Here is a 16,815-nt window from a genome sequence, read left to right as displayed (position 1 = left end):
ACGGCTACGTGATGCGGTCAGATTATTAACCGTGTTGCCTAAGTTAGCAATGGTAGAATCTAAACGGTTTTGCACAGCACCCATGGCACTGCGTAGGCTATCAACTTGAGATAATGCTTTATCTAGTGTTGATAATGGATTTTCCACAGCCGGATCGAGGGTCATCGCCGTACCTGTTGCGGCCACTTTGACTGCTGCACCAGCTGTAGCATTGGTGATTGGATCGAGACTAAAATAGTCATCCTTACCATTTTTATCCACAGAGTGAACAACCAGCGTAGATTTATCCTCTTTACCATTAGCATCTAGACCATAAGAAATATCGTAACTTTTCCAATCATTACTGGTAATTTTTGCATCCAAATCCGTTGTATCGAGTTTTTGCATCTCTTTTGTTGGAGAAGTACCAGTTAAAGTGACTTCAACTTCAGTCGCTTTAGAACCGAGCTTGCTTTTTGCTGATAAATCCAATTTATCAACACCCAATGTAGTCGCATCGGTTTTTTTCAGATCAACACTGATTTGTTCTTTATCATGCGCACCCACTTGTAAATTTAATGTACTGTCTTCACTTAACACTTTTACGCCATTAAATTGAGTCTGCGCTGAAATACGGTTAATTTCTGCGGTACGTTGATTCACTTCTTCCTGAATAGATTTAATATCGGAATCTGAATTAGAACCATTTTTTGCTTGGACGGTTAATTCACGAATACGTTGCAGGTTATTATTAATCTCATTCAAGGCCCCTTCTGTAGTTTGCGCAATCGAAATACCATCATTCGCATTACGTGCAGCTTGAGTTAAACCTTTTACATTAGCCGTAAAGCGGTTTGCAATCGCTTGACCCGCTGCGTCATCCTTGGCGCTATTAATGCGTAAGCCAGAAGATAAACGTTGAATTGCATTACCTAATGCACTTTGTGAACGATTCAAATTATTTTGAGTGACCAGTGACAGATAATTGGTATTAATGACTTGTGCCATACAATATTCCTTCGACTTGATTTTAAAATACTTTTAAATGAATAGGGTTGTTATTACGTCGCTGTAATAACGTTGCCTAAACACTATCGTCATCAAATTTACGGGATTTACGATTTTTGGCGTCGTAAAAATAGCAAAAAAAGCCAGTCAGTTAATTTATAAGAAGTAATTAATTGCAGAAAAAAGTAAAAGAAATTGAGAGAAAAAATAAAACTAAAAAAGAGTAGAGTTAAATATAAAATAAAACGACAAAAAAAGGCCCTCTTACGAGGACCTTTTGAATATAGAAAGGTATCTTTTGTGTCAGTGTACGAATTAACGTAACAGAGACAGAACTGATTGTGGTACTTGGTTTGCTTGAGCAAGTACTGAAGTACCCGCTTGTTGCAGAATTTGACCACGGCTCATGTTAGACACTTCTGTTGCATAGTCAGCATCTAAGATACGGCTACGTGCAGCAGATAAGTTGTTAACAGTGTTGTTCAAGTTGTTGATAGTAGATTCAAAACGGTTTTGAATCGCACCTAAGTTAGAACGAGTCGCATCAACTTTGCTAATAGCTGTATCTAATGTTTTTAATGCTTTTTCATTATGTTCTTTTGCTTCATCAGCTGTTACAGCTTTGAATTCAGAACCTAAGTTCATTTCAACGCTATCGTTAGTACCGTCACCAGTTACAGCGCCTTTAGTTGCAACGTAAGAAACTGCTTCACCAGCTGCATTTTTACCTTCAACAACATATTGATCTTTAACGATATCGCCTTTTTCATCTTTCAATTCATAAGCTTTAACGTCAGTTAAATCTTTAGCTGTTACTTTACCAGTACCCTTCTCACCTAAAGCGTTTGCAGCAATTGCAGTACCTTTAGTTTGAGCTTTAGAAGCAACTTGGAAATCTTTAACACCTAAAACTTCATTATCAATTTTATCTAAATTAAATTTGATAACTTCTTTATCGTTAGTACCCACCTGGATAGTCATTTCTGACTTCTCGCCACTTAGTACTTTAACACCGTTGAACTGAGTTTGTTCAGAAATACGGTTGATTTCTGCTAAACGCTCGCCCACTTCGTCTTGGATTGATTTAATATCTGAATCAGAGTTAGTACCGTTTTTCGCTTGAACGGTTAACTCACGGATACGTTGTAAGTTGTTGTTAATTTCGTTCAGTGCACCTTCAGTCGTTTGAGCGATAGAGATACCATCGTTCGCATTACGTGAAGCTTGAGTTAAACCATTTACGTTTGAAGTGAAACGGTTAGCAATCGCTTGACCTGCTGCATCGTCTTTAGCGCTGTTGATACGCAGACCAGAAGACAGACGCTCGATTGCACTTCCTAAAGCTCCCTGAGATTTGTTCAGGTTGTTTTGAGTTACCAGAGATAGATAGTTGGTATTAATGACTTGTGCCATAGCTAGATTCCTTTAAAATCAAGTCGATAAAATAAAAGTTTGCCTATTCATTTTCGGTGTTAATCACCGGCAACAAGTTTATCGGCACCCCACATACAACCTTTAACTTTTCCTACAAATATTTCTGTGTTTTTTATAGAATCAACATCAAGTCAATGATAAACAAAGAAATTAATTTATTATTTTTTTATTTATTTTTTATCAATTTTTGTCTCAATCCTTTTTCTACCCTTCTAAATTCGACTTTGGTCACCAATGGCAATAAATGGCTTCTATATGGCAGCCTGTTTACGTCATCAAAAATACCAAATAGACGTAAACTTTTCGCCGATTCTACCGATAACGCTTTTTGAGGATTATTTTACGAACACAGAAAGGAGACCGGTATGGCTGGTATTGCTTCACTAGGCGTGGGCTCAGGGATGCCTCTTAGCCAAACATTGGCACAATTAGAGGCGTCGGAAAATAAACGCCTTGAACCCCTAGATAAACAGATGAAAAGCTACGAGGCGAAAATTACCGCTTACGGTAAAATACGCGGACAGCTTGATAAATTACAAAAAGCGTCTGAAGATTTAAAAAAATTCGATAAAATTGTTGCTACAAAAGTCGATGATGAGTTTGATGCTTTTAAAGTCACTACCGATGGTAAAGCCAGCGTGGGTAACTACACTGTTTCTGTTACCCAGTTAGCACAAGCTCAAACATTACAATCAACTAAAGTCTCTGATGTGAAAGAAACTTTAGGTGAAACCTTGGGTGAAGGTAATAAACGCACCTTAGTGATTACCCAAAAAGGTGAAAAAGAGCCATTACGTATTGAATTAGAAGATAAACAAACATCTATTCTCGAACTGCGTGATGCAATCAATAAAAAAGAAGGTAACGTCTCCGCCACGATTGTTAAGGCTAAAGATGGTGAAAACTATTTAGTCCTAACTTCTCGTAAAGAAGGCACAGACTCTAAAATGGAAATCACTGTTGAAGGTGATAATAAACTTAATGAGTTTTTAACAACTTCTTCTGCAAAAGGAATGAAAGAAATCGTTGAAGCAAAAAATGCAGATTTAACGATTAACGGAATTAAAATTGAACGCCAAACCAATGAGATAAAAGATGCCCCTGAAGGGATTGTTTTAAATTTAAAGAAAACGACTGACAGTAATAAAGATAATATTGATAAGCCTGAAATTATTAATGTTGCTCGTGATATTGAGCCGATGAAAAAAGCCATTAAGGCTTGGACAGACGCTTATAACGAGTTAAACAGCACCTACAAATCACTCACTAAATATACGCAAGTAGAAAAAGGTGAAGCGGCATCTAAAGATAATGGTGTATTACTCGGTGATAGCACCAGCCGTATGATTATGTCGGAGCTAAAAAGCTTTGTTACAAGCTCGCAAAGCACTTCAGAGTTAGATACCCTGAATAAAATGGGTATTAAATTTAAGGTTGATGGTTCTTTAGATATTGATAGCAAAAAACTCGATGAAGCGTTAAAAGAGAAACCTGCCAACGTGAAAGAGTTTTTTATGGGTGACGGTAAAGAAACAGGCTTTGGTACTCAAACCTATAATTACCTAAAGAAAACCCTGCAATCTAATGATGGTACTTTAGACATTGCCACTGATGGCGTGAAAAAACGCAAAAAAACATTAGATAGCCAAATTAAAAACACCGAACGTAATATTGCGGCGACGATGGAACGTTATAAAAACCAGTTCCAACAGTTAGATAAAATGGTCAACTCCATGACTAACTCCAGTGCCTCAATCGGCCGTCTATTAATGTAATTTTTAAAAGTAGGATAATATGTATCAACAATCAGCCAGTAAAATGTATGCTCAAATCGACGTTGAAAGCGAGATTTTAAATGCCACGCCTTACCAGCTGATCCAGATCCTATTTAATGGGGCGCTAAGCGCCCTTCGCCGTGCATTAATATTAATGGAACAAGGAAATATCGCCGGTAAAGGCGAAAATATCTCTAAAGCCATTAATATTATTGGTAACGGATTAAAACAAGGTCTGGATAAAGAAAAAGGTGGTGAGCTTGCAGAAAATCTGGAGCTCCTTTATGACTATATGGTTAATCAGCTACTCGATGCTAACTTAAAAAATAACCCAGAAAAAATTCATGAAGTCATCAAGCTCTTAACTGAAATTTCTGATGCTTGGCAACAAATTGGCACACAGATTAATTCTTATTAAATTAGAGTGGACAACAATATGGATATTATGGCGGCTTACGAGCATGTTTTAAAATCAAGTGAGCAAATGTTAACGCTTGCCAAAGATCAGCAATGGGACAAGCTGATAGAAATGGAAATGGATTATTTAAAAAGCGTAGAAAAAATCACTAAGATGGTAAAACCTGCTGACGGTGAGCTGAGACTACAACAACGACTCACGGATATGCTAAAGAAAATCTTAGAGAACGAAAACGAGACGCGAAATTTATTACGGGCTCGTCTAGATGAGCTTGGCATATTAATAAGACAGACTGAACAAGAGCAGAGGGTACAGAATAGCTATGGTCAGTTTACAGAACATAGTTATTATCCTGATCTCAATCTTAAATAACTCTCCTCTGCGCCAAAAGCGGTTTTATTAGCTAATGGCGTCTTTACTTAGAAAAACTATCGCTTGTTATTCAGCTTAACTTGTTATCGGTAACGTTCTTTTTTTTCATTTATCAACTTACCCCCTTTCCTTTTTTTATGTTTTATTAGAGTAAAAATCGCCCACTAAACAGTGAGCGATACATTAATACATTATTGTGTGATCAATAAAATCTTATTTAATCACATCATAAAGTTGCAGATTAGATAAATAATCTGCAGTTAAACCTGCTGATGGATTATATTGTACGCCAAAGATCTCAGAGAATGCTTTACCCTCTTTACCTAGTGAAACCTTACGTTCATCTTTACCTGTGCTTTCATGGATAGAATAGGTTTTACGGCGCATGGCTATATATTTATCTGCATCATTAGCAATATCGGTGTGATAATCCGTAATTTGTGTATCCGTTAAGGCCAATTTATTAGCTAAATCACAACCCCAGCGGGTTAAACAGACTTCGGCAAAATGGCGAACCACTATACCCGGTGCATATAATGCATTTTCACCTTCACTACCATCAATAGACGCATTGCCCACTAATGTGGCATGGCGCCCTGAAATAGGGAAAATATGCATTTTAGTATCAGCAACAACAGTTGGGATCACGCAAGTAAATCCTTTAGAGCGCTCATCTCTTGCATAAAATCCGACATATTCTTTGACGTTTTTACCCAGTGACACTTTTTCAGGTTGAAAATTCAGTGGACCTGGAACGGGATCAATAGCAAAAATATTCACGGGGATATCTTTTAATTGAGGATCTGCCAACATCGCATTTGCTAGCATATGGCAAGTAATTCCTCCACGACTCCACCCCACTAAGTTAACTTGCGTTGGAATAATGCCATCTTTACGGAAGATACGAATAATTTGCTGTTGGAGTTGCTGTTGAGTGACATGGCGATCGCCATAGTCATATTTACGCCATAAAAAAGAGCCTGTGACTTTGACATCTTCAATAGGTATGCCCGCTTTTTTCAGTTGGTTATACTGCTGTTCTGTTAATTTTTCACGTTGCCAATCAAAGTGACCTTTCATTAAACAAAGTGCGTGATTAACATTTTCTTCCCAACCACTGCCAAATAACGAGCCTTTAATATCAGAGTAATTAGGGCTTTCAACCCATAAATCATCTTCTTGCAGATTACCACTACCTGGACCATCAACAATAAACCACTGTGCAAATTCTCGTCCTTGGTTGTTTTGCGCTAAAGTGGAGACTAATTCACCTTGCCAGAAGGTCGGATTATTATTATCAAATGAGTTTGAGCCAGTGCCACATAAATAAACGGTTAATACTGTCATAATTAAATTTCCTTTTATTAATAACTAAAAATCAAAATAATGATTTTTATTTCCTTGTATTGAGCTATTCCTTAGCCCACCAGCACATTAACCATAAGCATTTTTTTATTCAATGAGTAAAAATAAATTAGTAAAGCTGAGATCACATAATGGAACTTTATTTAGGTAAAAGAAATGAAAAAACTCTATCAGATCAATGTAATTAAATTTTATAAGTGGATACCTTACTTTTTTATTAATTCTATTAGTTAATCAGTTCATAAAAAAGTGCATTAAATAACCAAGTTTTAAATTTAAAATAAAAAAATCCCACATTAAATGAATGTAGGATTTCTATTAGGTTGATAGAATTTTTATAAACGATTAAAAGCCACAACTCTCACCGCAGGAATATCAGCTTGTGCTCCTTCAGCAACTTCCTGACATGCTTTATCTAACGCAATATGGGGTGTGATCCCACTTTCTGTTTCTACAATTTTATGTCCGGCGTAGGTATCACCATTTCTGGAACGCACTTTATACGCAATAAACCAATATTCCATATCATCACCGTTTACGTTATTAATCATGTAATTACCATAGCCGTTTATGACCCGCTTTAATGTGATAATAATCAATAATTTTTAGTTTAATAAAATCGTTTTATAAAAAGATGAACTTCATCGTAAGAAATTTAAGCGTACTCTTTCATTTCTGATTGCACTCATTTTTTATTTTTACTGTTTTTTCAAAGTGATCTAATTTATTCAGAATAATTATCAAGGTTTACCATAGAGTAATAAATTAAGTAACTTATTTAACCATTTGATTTTGATCTTTTTTGAAATATAAGAAGGGATAAAATAGCGAGTTGCTTTGATATAGATGTGAAAAAGCACACATCAATAAAATGATGTGTCTATTTTCTCTGTACAAATCGGGGCGCTCATCATCATAAATAGCAAACAATAGTATAAATATTCGAACGTTTAATCACATTCAAAAGCTTATATCATCTATTTAATGATATTGAACCATATGCCCCATTCTGTTTTGATTAGGTGCGTCTTTATTGCTATACAAATTGCTATACAAAAGAAAAGCAATCATTAACAAATGATGAGGCACTACACTTGCATACTCATAATTTCTTGATAAGCAGCAACGAGCTTATTACGCACTTGTATGCCCATTTGTAATGAGATACTGGATTTTTGCATATCTACCATCACATCGTTTAACTCGACTCCAGGTGTACCTAAGGTAAACGCTTGCACTTTGTTGGTTGCATTCACTCGGGTTTCATTAATTTTACCCACAGCTTGAACAAGCTGAGTAGCAAACCCTGCTTGTACTGGCTGGGGTTTTGCAATATTGGATGCTTGCAAAGTCTGGATTTGCATTTTATCCAGAACACTTTCAATAGCTGGAATTGACATATAAACCTCTGCGTTAATCATCTAATTCAATTACTGAATCAATGTCATAGTAAGGAAGTGAACCAACACGCTTACCGAGTTATACCCTAACACAGGGGCTTCATTCCAAAGCGAGTAATTAACGCAAAAGTTAAGGGCTAATTACGCCATTAAATGAAACGCAAAAGGCCAATAATGAGACACCTGAGAGTAGGTTTATTTATTTGCGTAAGGGGAGTCTGTTTTGTTACGCCACGCTTTTAGTATTCATCCCGAACTACAAGGCAAGGATTGTCTATGAATGCCGAAAAAACCGACGTTGTGAACCAGAAAAAGGGTTTTAACGCCATTATTAACCGGATAAAAGCCGATCCGAAAATTCCGCTCATTATTGCGGGCTCGGCGGCGATTGCCATTTTTGTTGCTGCATTTTTATGGTTACAAAGCCCTGATTATAAAGTGCTTTATAGTAATCTTAGCGATAAAGACGGTGGCGAAATTGTCACACAGTTAACACAAATGAACGTACCTTATCGCTTGTCACAAAATGGCTCAGCGATCATGGTGCCTGACAATCAGGTTCATGAATTACGCCTGAAACTCGCGCAAGCGGGACTTCCTAAAGGCGGTGCTGCCGGTTTTGAACTGTTAGATAAAGAAAAGTTCGGGATCAGCCAATTTAGTGAACAGATTAACTATCAACGTGCACTTGAAGGTGAGCTTGCTCGCACTATCGAGACATTAGGTCCTGTACAAAATGCTCGTGTTCATTTAGCACTGCCAAAACCATCTCTTTTTGTTCGTGAACAGAAATCCCCTTCTGCATCCGTTACGGTGGGTCTTTTACAGGGTAGAGCGCTGGATGAAGGTCAAATTAATGCCATCGTGCATATCGTTGCGAGCAGTGTTGCAGGTATGCCTGACAGCAGTGTGACTATCGTTGACCAAAGTGGCAAATTATTGACACAACCAGATGCATTAGGTCGTGATCTTAACTCTATCCAACTGAAATATGTTCAAGAGCTAGAAAGCCGTTATCAGCAACGTATTGAAACGTTATTAGGCCCAATTGTGGGTCGTGGAAACGTTCATGCACAGGTGACTGCTCAAGTTGACTTCTCTCATACAGAAGAAACAGCGGAAGAGTACAAACCAAATCAGCCACCAAATCAAGCCGCCGTGCGTTCAAAACAATTGAGCCAAAGTGAGCAAAATGGTGGCATGTTAGCGGGCGGTGTCCCCGGTGCATTATCTAATCAACCTGTTGCTCCACCACAAGCGCCGATTGAAACGCCAAAGGCACAAGAAGGTGAAAAAACAGAGGGTACCAATGCAACGGGTACTAATCGCTCATTAACGCGCAATCCAAACAGCAATAGCCGTTTAGATGAAACAACCAACTATGAAGTTGATCGCCGAATTCGCCATATCAAACGCCCTGTCGGTAATGTCGAACGTCTTTCTGTTGCTGTTATTGTGAACTACAAAACAGTTGAAAATAAGAAAGAAGCTGCTGAAGGCGAAGAGCCTGTTGTTGAAACTAAACTTGTTCCGCTAACTGATGAGCAAATCCAGCAAATTGAAGGACTTGTTCGTGAAGCGATGGGCTATTCCCAAGAACGTGGTGACTCTTTAAGTGTCGTAAACTCACAGTTCAACGATATTGAAGAGAAAGTGATCACGGTTCCTGTATGGGAAAATCCTGAAATTCTTGCGAAAGCATTAGATTTAGGTCGCTGGTTATTACTTATCATCATCGCATGGATCTTATGGCGCAAACTGGTGAAACCACAGATTGAAAAACGCCGTGAAGCTGAAGCTGCTGCACAGAAAGCCGTGCTGAAAACCAAGCTACAAGTTAAAGATGATGTAGATGAAGCAGAATTAGATGACGAAGCAAGACGTAAACAAGCACGTAAACGTGTCAGTGCCGAATTGCAAAGCCAACGTATCCGTGAAATGGCAGAGAAAGATCCTCGTGTCGTTGCAATGGTAATTCGTGAATGGATGAGTAAAGAGCAATGAGTAATAACTTAACTGGAACCGAAAAAAGCGCCGTTATGTTACTAACACTCGGTGAAGACCGGGCGGCGGAAGTATTTAAGCATCTAAGTACACGTGAAGTTCAACAGCTGAGTATTGCAATGTCATCAATGCGCCATATCTCAAATCAGCAATTGATTGATGTTATGGCAAGCTTTGAAGAAGACGCTGTTCAATATGCAGCGTTGAATGTGAATGCGAACGATTATTTACGCTCAGTTCTTGTTAAAGCCTTGGGTGAAGAACGTGCAAATAATCTATTAGATGAGATCTCAGAAACTCGCGAAACAACAACGGGTATCGAGACACTTAACTTTATGGAGCCACAAATGGCTGCCGATATTATCCGCGACGAACATCCGCAGATTATCGCAACCATCTTGGTTCACCTCAAACGGGGCCAAGCAGCAGATATTCTTGCCCTGTTTGATGAGAAATTACGTAATGACGTGATGTTACGTATCGCAACATTTGGTGGTGTTCAACCGTCAGCATTAGCAGAGTTAACTGAAGTACTGAATAACCTGCTTGATGGTCAAAACCTCAAACGCAGTAAAATGGGTGGTGTTCGTACTGCTGCTGAAATCATCAACTTGATGAAGAGTCAGCAAGAAGAGAATGTCATTACTGCGGTTCGCGATTACGACGGCGAATTGGCACAAAAAATTATCGACGAAATGTTCCTGTTCGAAAACCTTATCGATATCGACAACCGTTCTATCCAGCGCATTCTGCAGGAAGTGGAATCCGACTCCTTGGTTGTGGCATTGAAAGGATGCGATCAAGAGCTGCGCGATCACTTCCTCAACAATATGTCGCAACGTGCTGCTGAAATCATGCGTGATGATTTGAATTCTCGCGGCCCTGTTCGTATGTCTCAAGTGGAAGCAGAGCAGAAAGCAATTCTGCTTGTGGTACGCAAATTAGCAGAGACTGGAGAGGTTGTTCTTCATGGAGGAGACGATACCTATGTCTGATAAACATACTGATACTAACTGGAAGCCTTGGGTTCCCAAAGAACTCACTGATTGGGCATTAACTGTCGAGGAAACGGCAGAAGACGAAAAGGAAGTCGAAAAACAGGAAAAAGAAGTCGTTCAGCAACAGAAAGTTCTTGAGCAAATTAATATGCTTGATGACATGAAAGAAAAGGCTCAGAAATTGGGCCATGCTGAAGGCTTTGAGGCAGGGAAAAACCAGGGTTATCAGGAAGGCTATCAGGCTGGATTACAATCAGGTATTGAAGAAGGTATTCGCCAAGGCATTGCTCAACAATCACCATTAATTAATGAGTGGCAAGGGTTGTTAGCTGAATTTAGGCACTCTTTAAATGGGTTAGACAGTGTTATTGCTTCGCGTTTAATGCAAATCGCCCTCACTGCGGCAAAAGAAGTTCTCGGTCAGCCTGCGGTTTGTGATGGTTCTGCATTACTGGCGCAAATAACTTTAATGTTGCAACAAGAACAAATGTTCTCAAGCAATCCACAGTTACGAGTGAATCCAAAACATATTCCACAAATTGAAAAAGAACTGGGTGATTCCCTTTCTGCTCATGGTTGGAAAGTGGTTGCCGATAACAGTATTCATGTGGGTGGATGCCGTGTTGTAACAAATGATGGCGATCTTGATGCCACGATTGCAACTCGTTGGCATGAGCTTTGCCGTCTTGCTGCACCGGAGGCGTTGTAATGACAGCAAGATTGGGGCGTTGGTTAGAAAAACTCAGTGAAGCAGAAGCGCGTTTAAATAAAATTCCGCGTGTACGTCAATATGGTCGTTTAACCAGAGCTACAGGTTTAGTCATGGAAGCTAAGGGGCTTGTTATGCCTCTTGGCTCTACATGTTTAATAGAACGTACTATCGGTAAAACGGTTGAAGAAGTCGAAAGCGAAGTGGTTGGGTTTAATGGTAGCCAGATGTTGTTAATGCCTTTACAAGAAGTGGAGGGATTAACACCAGGTGCTCGTGTTTATGCACAAGCCACACCCGGTGGTGAAAATGAAGGCCGCCAATTACCACTAGGTGATGCGTTATTAGGACGTGTTTTAGATGGTTCTGGTTACCCTTTAGATGGTTTACCACCACCGGATACAGGTTATCGTGCCCCACTCATTACGCCACCGATCAACCCACTACAACGTACCCCTATTACTGATGTACTGGATGTGGGCGTGCGTGCAATCAATTCACTGTTGACCGTAGGTCGTGGTCAGCGTATGGGGCTGTTCGCTGGCTCTGGTGTAGGTAAAAGTGTGCTATTAGGCATGATGGCACGTTTTACTCAAGCGGATGTCATTGTTGTTGGCTTAATCGGTGAACGTGGTCGTGAAGTTAAAGACTTTATCGAGAATATCCTTGGTACTGAAGGCTTAGCTCGTTCTGTTGTTGTTGCCGCCCCCGCAGACGTATCACCACTGCTTCGTATGCAAGGGGCTTCTTATGCCACACGTATTGCTGAAGATTTTCGCGATAGAGGTAAACATGTCCTGTTAATTATGGACTCACTCACCCGTTACAGTATGGCACAACGTGAAATTGCTCTTGCTGTTGGTGAGCCACCTGCAACCAAAGGTTATCCACCTTCTGTCTTTGCTAAATTGCCCGCACTGGTCGAACGTGCAGGAAATGGCGTTGATGGTGGCGGTTCTATCACGGCTTTCTATACTGTTTTAACAGAAGGTGATGACCAGCAAGATCCTATTGCAGATTCTGCACGTGCGATTTTAGATGGCCACATTGTGCTTTCGCGTTCTCTTGCAGAATCTGGGCACTACCCTGCTATCGATATCGAAGCTTCTATTAGCCGTGCAATGACGTCACTGATTGATAAAACACATTATCGTCGCGTACAAATGTTTAAACAGCTTTTATCTAATTATCAACGTAACCGCGATTTAATTAACGTAGGTGCTTATGCTGCGGGTAGTGATCCTATGCTTGATAAAGCCATTGCTCTTTATCCATCTCTCGCGAAGTTCTTACAACAAGATATCCAAGAGCAATGCAGTTATCAAAGTGCATGTGAGCAACTTAATCAACTGATCACAATAAACTAATTCTGAACATAATCAGAGAAAGTAAAGAGGGTTCCAATGCGGGAGCAGTCACCTTTAGTGACACTGAGAGAACTGGCACAGACAGCGGCTGAACAAGCCGCTATTCAACTGGCTCAGGTCCGGCAGAGTCATCAACAAATGGAACAACAACTCAATATGTTGATTGGGTATCAGGATGAATACCGTGTACGTCTAAATGAAACGTTAAATTTAGGGGGGATGTCGTCAGCATCGTGGCAAAACTACCAACAATTTCTCAAAACGCTCGAATTGACTATCGAACAACATAAACAGCAACTTCAACATTGGCAGGCGCAACTCGATCTTGCAACTGAACAATGGAGAGAAAAACAGCAACGACTCAATGCATTTGAGACTTTGGAGCAACGCGCTGAAGATAGCCGTAAGCGACATCTTGATCGTATTGAACAGAAACAAATGGATGAGTACGCACAGCGTAGTACTTTACGGAGAACAACTTGATGGAGATAACGCTTCTGACCATGGATGTCGCTGCAGCCTCTCCGGGAACGACATCTGCTTCAAATAGTCAACCCGGTGATAATGCCCCGACATTTGCTCAGCTTTTGGGCTCTCAACCTCAAAATGCGCAGAGTGATAAAAAAACAGCCAATATCACAAATCATTCAACAAAAGAAAATAAGGCGCATTCACACTCTGATGAAGACAAAACAAAAGAAGACGGTAGTCATCTTGCGTCTGCCACTACAGAACCTAGTGTGATAGAAGATTCATCTCTTGAGAAATCTCAATTGGCTCTTACTTTGCCAGATAATGAACAATTTGCGGCTATTGTTGAAAATAAAAATCCTTCTTTATTAATGTCAGCAGAAGAGCTTGCTGCCGAACTGCCGGTTCAATTAGCAGGATTACCGGGATTAAAACGCCTAACCCTTCCTTCAGAACAACTGACTCAAGCATTACAACAGCATCAATCAGTTAAAGGTGATGAAGGCTTAGCCTCGTTAGCGCGTACTCTTTCAAAAGATAGCGATATGTCGGAATTCAACCTTGCCGACAAGCTCAATCTATCAAAATCAGATGAAAAGTCCTTGTTAACCCAGCTACGACCAGAAGCAACAGCATTAGCAACAGAAAGTACACTTGTCGGTGCTAATCAGACAGAAAAACCTTCTGCGAAAAAAGGAGATAGCGTCGCAACGCTTTTAACGCCAACAGCCGAAAAAGTGAATGCATTGCTAAACAGCGATAAGCAAGTTACAAATGCAAAATTAGCGGATAATGTTGCTCAGCAAATAGTAACAAGTAATCGCGTTGTAGAAAGCGATCTTCACAGTACACTTTCTACCTCTTCTTCTTTGGCTTCACAAGGCATTACGGGCCATGCTCACTCATCAACACAACCACAAATGCAATTTTCACCGATGGCAACACAGGTACTCAATGCACAAGTGGGAACACAAGAGTGGCAACAGCAACTCAATCAACAAATTGTGATGTTTAGCCGTAATGGCTTACAAAAGGCAGAGCTACGCTTACACCCTGAAGAGCTAGGTTCATTACATATCCGCATGAAAATAGAAGATGGGCAAGCACAGCTACACCTAGCTTCACAAAACGGCCAAGTTCGTTCTGTATTAGAAAATGCCATGCATCAATTGCGTCAAGCGCTCTCTGAAAATGGGATCCAGCTCACGCAGAGTCAGGTGTCTAGCGACACTAATGACAGTTGGCAACAACAAAATATGTCAGATTCCTCTCAATTTAGTGGAGATGGTGCCGATAATCATCAAGGAAGCGAGGGTAATTCACTGCAATTAGCCTCTGAAACGGCACTACAAAAGATAACGCTTACGCCTCAAGAATTAGCATCTGCTCGTGGTGGTGTTGATATTTTCGCCTAATACAAATGTATTGGGAGGACACACTATGTCAATAAACGTAAGAGTTAATGGTTTTTTCCCTATCTGTTTCTGCAATTAAAAAACAGAAATAGCGGGATAATTAAGGTTGATTTAGATGGATATGGAAGTCCACAACAGTGAACACGTATCCACTACAAAACAGGAATTTAACTGTCCATGTCTAATTACAGCAATGAACGTAAAAGCTATAGCTTAATTCTGATCATCGTACTATTGGTGATCGCCATTATTGCAGCGGCATTCGGTGGATATAGTTGGTGGGCATTGAAGCATGCTAAATCAGGTTCAGCGGGCACAAGTCAGCAAAAAGTTATACCAGCACCCGTTTTTATGTCATTAGAACCCTTTACGGTAAATCTAATTGATGACGAAGAACACTTAGACAGAGTGCTCTACATAGGGATCACATTAAGATTACATAATGAAGACACTCGTAAGCGTCTACATGATTATTTACCTGAAGTTCGTAGCCGCTTGTTATTACTGCTTTCTCGTCAACAGGCTAATAAGCTCGCGACAGACAATGGAAAACTCCAGCTAATGACGGATGTAAAAGAAACGCTGAGACCGACTCTCGTACCGGGAGAATCAGAACAGATCCTCTCCGATGTACTGTTTACCACGTTTATTCTGCGATAATCATTATGAGCGATAATATCCTTTCACAGGCAGAGATTGATGCTCTGCTGAATGATGACACATCAGGTGACGACGCCAAAAAAAGCGCGAACAGGGAACCTGCGATAGCGAAGGATCCGAATGAACCGGATATTCAGCCTTATGACCCCAACACGCAACGTCGTGTGGTTCGAGAACGTTTACAGTCGTTAGAGATTATTAACGAACGCTTTGCGCGTCAATTTCGTATGGGGCTGTTTAACATGCTTCGTCGGAGTCCTGACATTACTGTTGGTGGCATTAAAATTCACCCATATCACGACTTTGCTCGTAATTTACCTGTGCCAACGAACCTTAACTTGGTGCATTTAAAGCCTTTACGAGGAACAGCATTATTTACTTTTGAACCCAATCTGGTTTATATCGCGGTAGATAACCTGTTTGGTGGTGATGGCCGTTTTCCAATCCCTGTGGAAGGGCGTGAATTTACCAACACAGAGCAACGGATCATCAACAAAATGTTGAAATTGGCACTTGATGCCTACCGTGATGCTTGGGATTCCATATTTAAAATTCAGGTGGAATATGTTCGTTCTGAAATGCAGGTGAAATTTACCAATATCACCTCATCACCGAATGACATTGTTGTTACGACACCTTTTCAGGTAGAAATTGGTTCCATGGTTGGGGAATTTAGTATTTGTATTCCATTTGCCATGATTGAGCCATTACGTGAACGACTGATCAATCCACCAATTGAAAATGTTCGTCAAGAAGATGGGGTTTGGTTAGATAGTTTAGTCAACCAAGTTCAGCATTCAGAGCTTGAACTGGTCGCAAACTTTACTGACATCCCACTGCGCTTATCAAAAGTGTTAACACTTAAAGAAGGGGATGTTATCCCGATTGATAAACCAGAAAGATTGATTGCACATGTTGATGGTGTGCCCGTATTAACAAGCCAATACGGTACAGTAAATGGGCAATATGCCCTTCGTGTTGAACACCTAATTAACCCTGTTTTAAACGCTCTGGATGAGGAACAAACCAATGAGTGATGCAAATCGCCCAACTGATAATTCACAATCGGCTGAGGATATGTGGGCTGATGCAATGGAACAGCAAACTGGTAAAAGCCAGGATAATAGTTCCGATCTATTTGAACATCTTTTACCTGAAGACGACACACTGAACCATCTATCTGACATTAATTTGATTATGGATATTCCTGTCAAATTAACAGTAGAGTTAGGTCGCACCAAAATGACCATTAAAAAATTACTTAGCCTGTCACAAGGTTCTGTCGTTTCACTGGATGGTTTAGCTGGTGAGCCTCTTGATATTCTTATCAATGGCTATTTAATCGCTCAAGGTGAAGTTGTGGTTGTTTCTGATAAATATGGTATTCGCATTACCGATATCATTACACCATCAGAACGTATGCGTCGCCTGAGCCGTTAA

The 16,815-nt window shown here is 40.0% G+C and carries 17 protein-coding genes; 12 read left to right on the top strand and 5 right to left on the bottom strand.

The genetic code is table 11. The features are described 5' to 3' along the window. Both GWI59_RS10065 and GWI59_RS10060 read right to left on the bottom strand, forming a co-directional pair. On the bottom strand, nt 1-987 hold a 987-nt coding region (locus GWI59_RS10065), incomplete at its 3' end, for a FliC/FljB family flagellin (protein ID WP_161724571.1). 315 nt (nt 988-1,302) lie between these two features. Further along, nucleotides 1,303-2,400 (bottom strand): FliC/FljB family flagellin, encoded by a 1,098-nt coding sequence (locus GWI59_RS10060; protein WP_161669655.1) that lies wholly within the window; start codon nt 2,398-2,400, stop codon nt 1,303-1,305. A gap of 386 nt (nt 2,401-2,786) precedes the next feature. Here GWI59_RS10060 and fliD point away from each other — a divergent pair, with 386 nt between their 5' ends. From fliD to fliT, 3 genes are read left to right on the top strand one after another with little or no spacing between them, the layout of a single operon-like run. Next, entirely contained in the window at nt 2,787-4,196 is a 1,410-nt protein-coding gene (gene fliD / locus GWI59_RS10055) for a flagellar filament capping protein FliD (RefSeq protein ID WP_109847294.1), read from the top strand. A gap of 19 nt (nt 4,197-4,215) precedes the next feature. Beyond that, nucleotides 4,216-4,614, top strand: coding sequence for a flagellar export chaperone FliS (fliS, locus tag GWI59_RS10050; protein WP_023581844.1), 399 nt, complete (start codon nt 4,216-4,218; stop codon nt 4,612-4,614). Nucleotides 4,615-4,632: 18 nt separating this feature from the next. Next, nucleotides 4,633-4,986: a flagellar protein FliT gene (gene fliT / locus GWI59_RS10045; protein WP_006533138.1), complete on the top strand. Its 354-nt coding sequence runs from the start codon at nt 4,633-4,635 to the stop codon at nt 4,984-4,986. Between the two features lie 213 nt (nt 4,987-5,199). Here fliT and GWI59_RS10040 read toward each other — a convergent pair whose 3' ends face one another. The 3 genes from GWI59_RS10040 to fliE form a co-directional block, all read right to left on the bottom strand. Continuing rightward, nucleotides 5,200-6,333 carry a hypothetical protein gene (locus GWI59_RS10040; protein ID WP_109847293.1) on the bottom strand — a complete coding sequence of 378 codons (1,134 nt, stop codon included), beginning with the start codon at nt 6,331-6,333 and terminating at the stop codon, nt 5,200-5,202. Nucleotides 6,334-6,686: 353 nt separating this feature from the next. Beyond that, nucleotides 6,687-6,902: a hypothetical protein gene (locus tag GWI59_RS10035; protein ID WP_006533140.1), complete on the bottom strand. Its 216-nt coding sequence runs from the start codon at nt 6,900-6,902 to the stop codon at nt 6,687-6,689. Between the two features lie 537 nt (nt 6,903-7,439). Then, on the bottom strand, nt 7,440-7,751 hold the full coding sequence (gene fliE, locus GWI59_RS10030) for a flagellar hook-basal body complex protein FliE (protein ID WP_072063097.1): 312 nt from the start codon (nt 7,749-7,751) through the stop codon (nt 7,440-7,442). A gap of 276 nt (nt 7,752-8,027) precedes the next feature. Here fliE and fliF point away from each other — a divergent pair, with 276 nt between their 5' ends. From fliF to fliN, 9 genes are all read left to right on the top strand, one after another. After that, entirely contained in the window at nt 8,028-9,755 is a 1,728-nt protein-coding gene (gene fliF / locus GWI59_RS10025) for a flagellar basal-body MS-ring/collar protein FliF (protein WP_072063098.1), read from the top strand. Then, nucleotides 9,752-10,750: a flagellar motor switch protein FliG gene (gene fliG / locus GWI59_RS10020; protein WP_006533145.1), complete on the top strand. Its 999-nt coding sequence runs from the start codon at nt 9,752-9,754 to the stop codon at nt 10,748-10,750. Before fliF ends, fliG begins: the two co-directional genes overlap by 4 nt. Then, entirely contained in the window at nt 10,743-11,462 is a 720-nt protein-coding gene (gene fliH / locus GWI59_RS10015; protein ID WP_072063099.1) for a flagellar assembly protein FliH, read from the top strand. Before fliG ends, fliH begins: the two co-directional genes overlap by 8 nt. Next, a complete protein-coding gene (gene fliI, locus GWI59_RS10010; protein WP_006533148.1) occupies nt 11,462-12,829 on the top strand; it encodes a flagellar protein export ATPase FliI in 1,368 nt (455 codons plus the stop codon). Before fliH ends, fliI begins: the two co-directional genes overlap by 1 nt. 36 nt (nt 12,830-12,865) lie before the next feature. Then, nucleotides 12,866-13,312 (top strand): flagellar export protein FliJ, encoded by a 447-nt coding sequence (gene fliJ, locus GWI59_RS10005; protein ID WP_006533149.1) that lies wholly within the window; start codon nt 12,866-12,868, stop codon nt 13,310-13,312. Then, complete coding sequence (locus tag GWI59_RS10000) at nt 13,312-14,715, top strand: flagellar hook-length control protein FliK (protein WP_006533150.1); 1,404 nt, start codon at nt 13,312-13,314, stop codon at nt 14,713-14,715. The genes fliJ and GWI59_RS10000 overlap by 1 nt, the downstream gene beginning before the upstream one ends. A 177-nt stretch (nt 14,716-14,892) precedes the next feature. Next, entirely contained in the window at nt 14,893-15,375 is a 483-nt protein-coding gene (fliL, locus tag GWI59_RS09995) for a flagellar basal body-associated protein FliL (RefSeq protein WP_006533151.1), read from the top strand. 5 nt (nt 15,376-15,380) lie between these two features. Next, entirely contained in the window at nt 15,381-16,412 is a 1,032-nt protein-coding gene (gene fliM, locus GWI59_RS09990) for a flagellar motor switch protein FliM (RefSeq protein ID WP_006533152.1), read from the top strand. Then, the gene (fliN, locus tag GWI59_RS09985) at nt 16,405-16,815 is read left to right on the top strand and encodes a flagellar motor switch protein FliN (RefSeq protein ID WP_006533153.1); all 411 of its coding nucleotides are present in this window, start codon (nt 16,405-16,407) and stop codon (nt 16,813-16,815) included. The genes fliM and fliN overlap by 8 nt, the downstream gene beginning before the upstream one ends.

Origin of the sequence: Proteus sp. G2673 (genome assembly GCF_009915125.1) — a bacterium.
In the GTDB taxonomy this organism is placed as follows: Bacteria; Pseudomonadota; Gammaproteobacteria; order Enterobacterales; family Enterobacteriaceae; genus Proteus; species Proteus penneri.
This window is presented reverse-complemented; position numbering and strand designations above follow the sequence as displayed.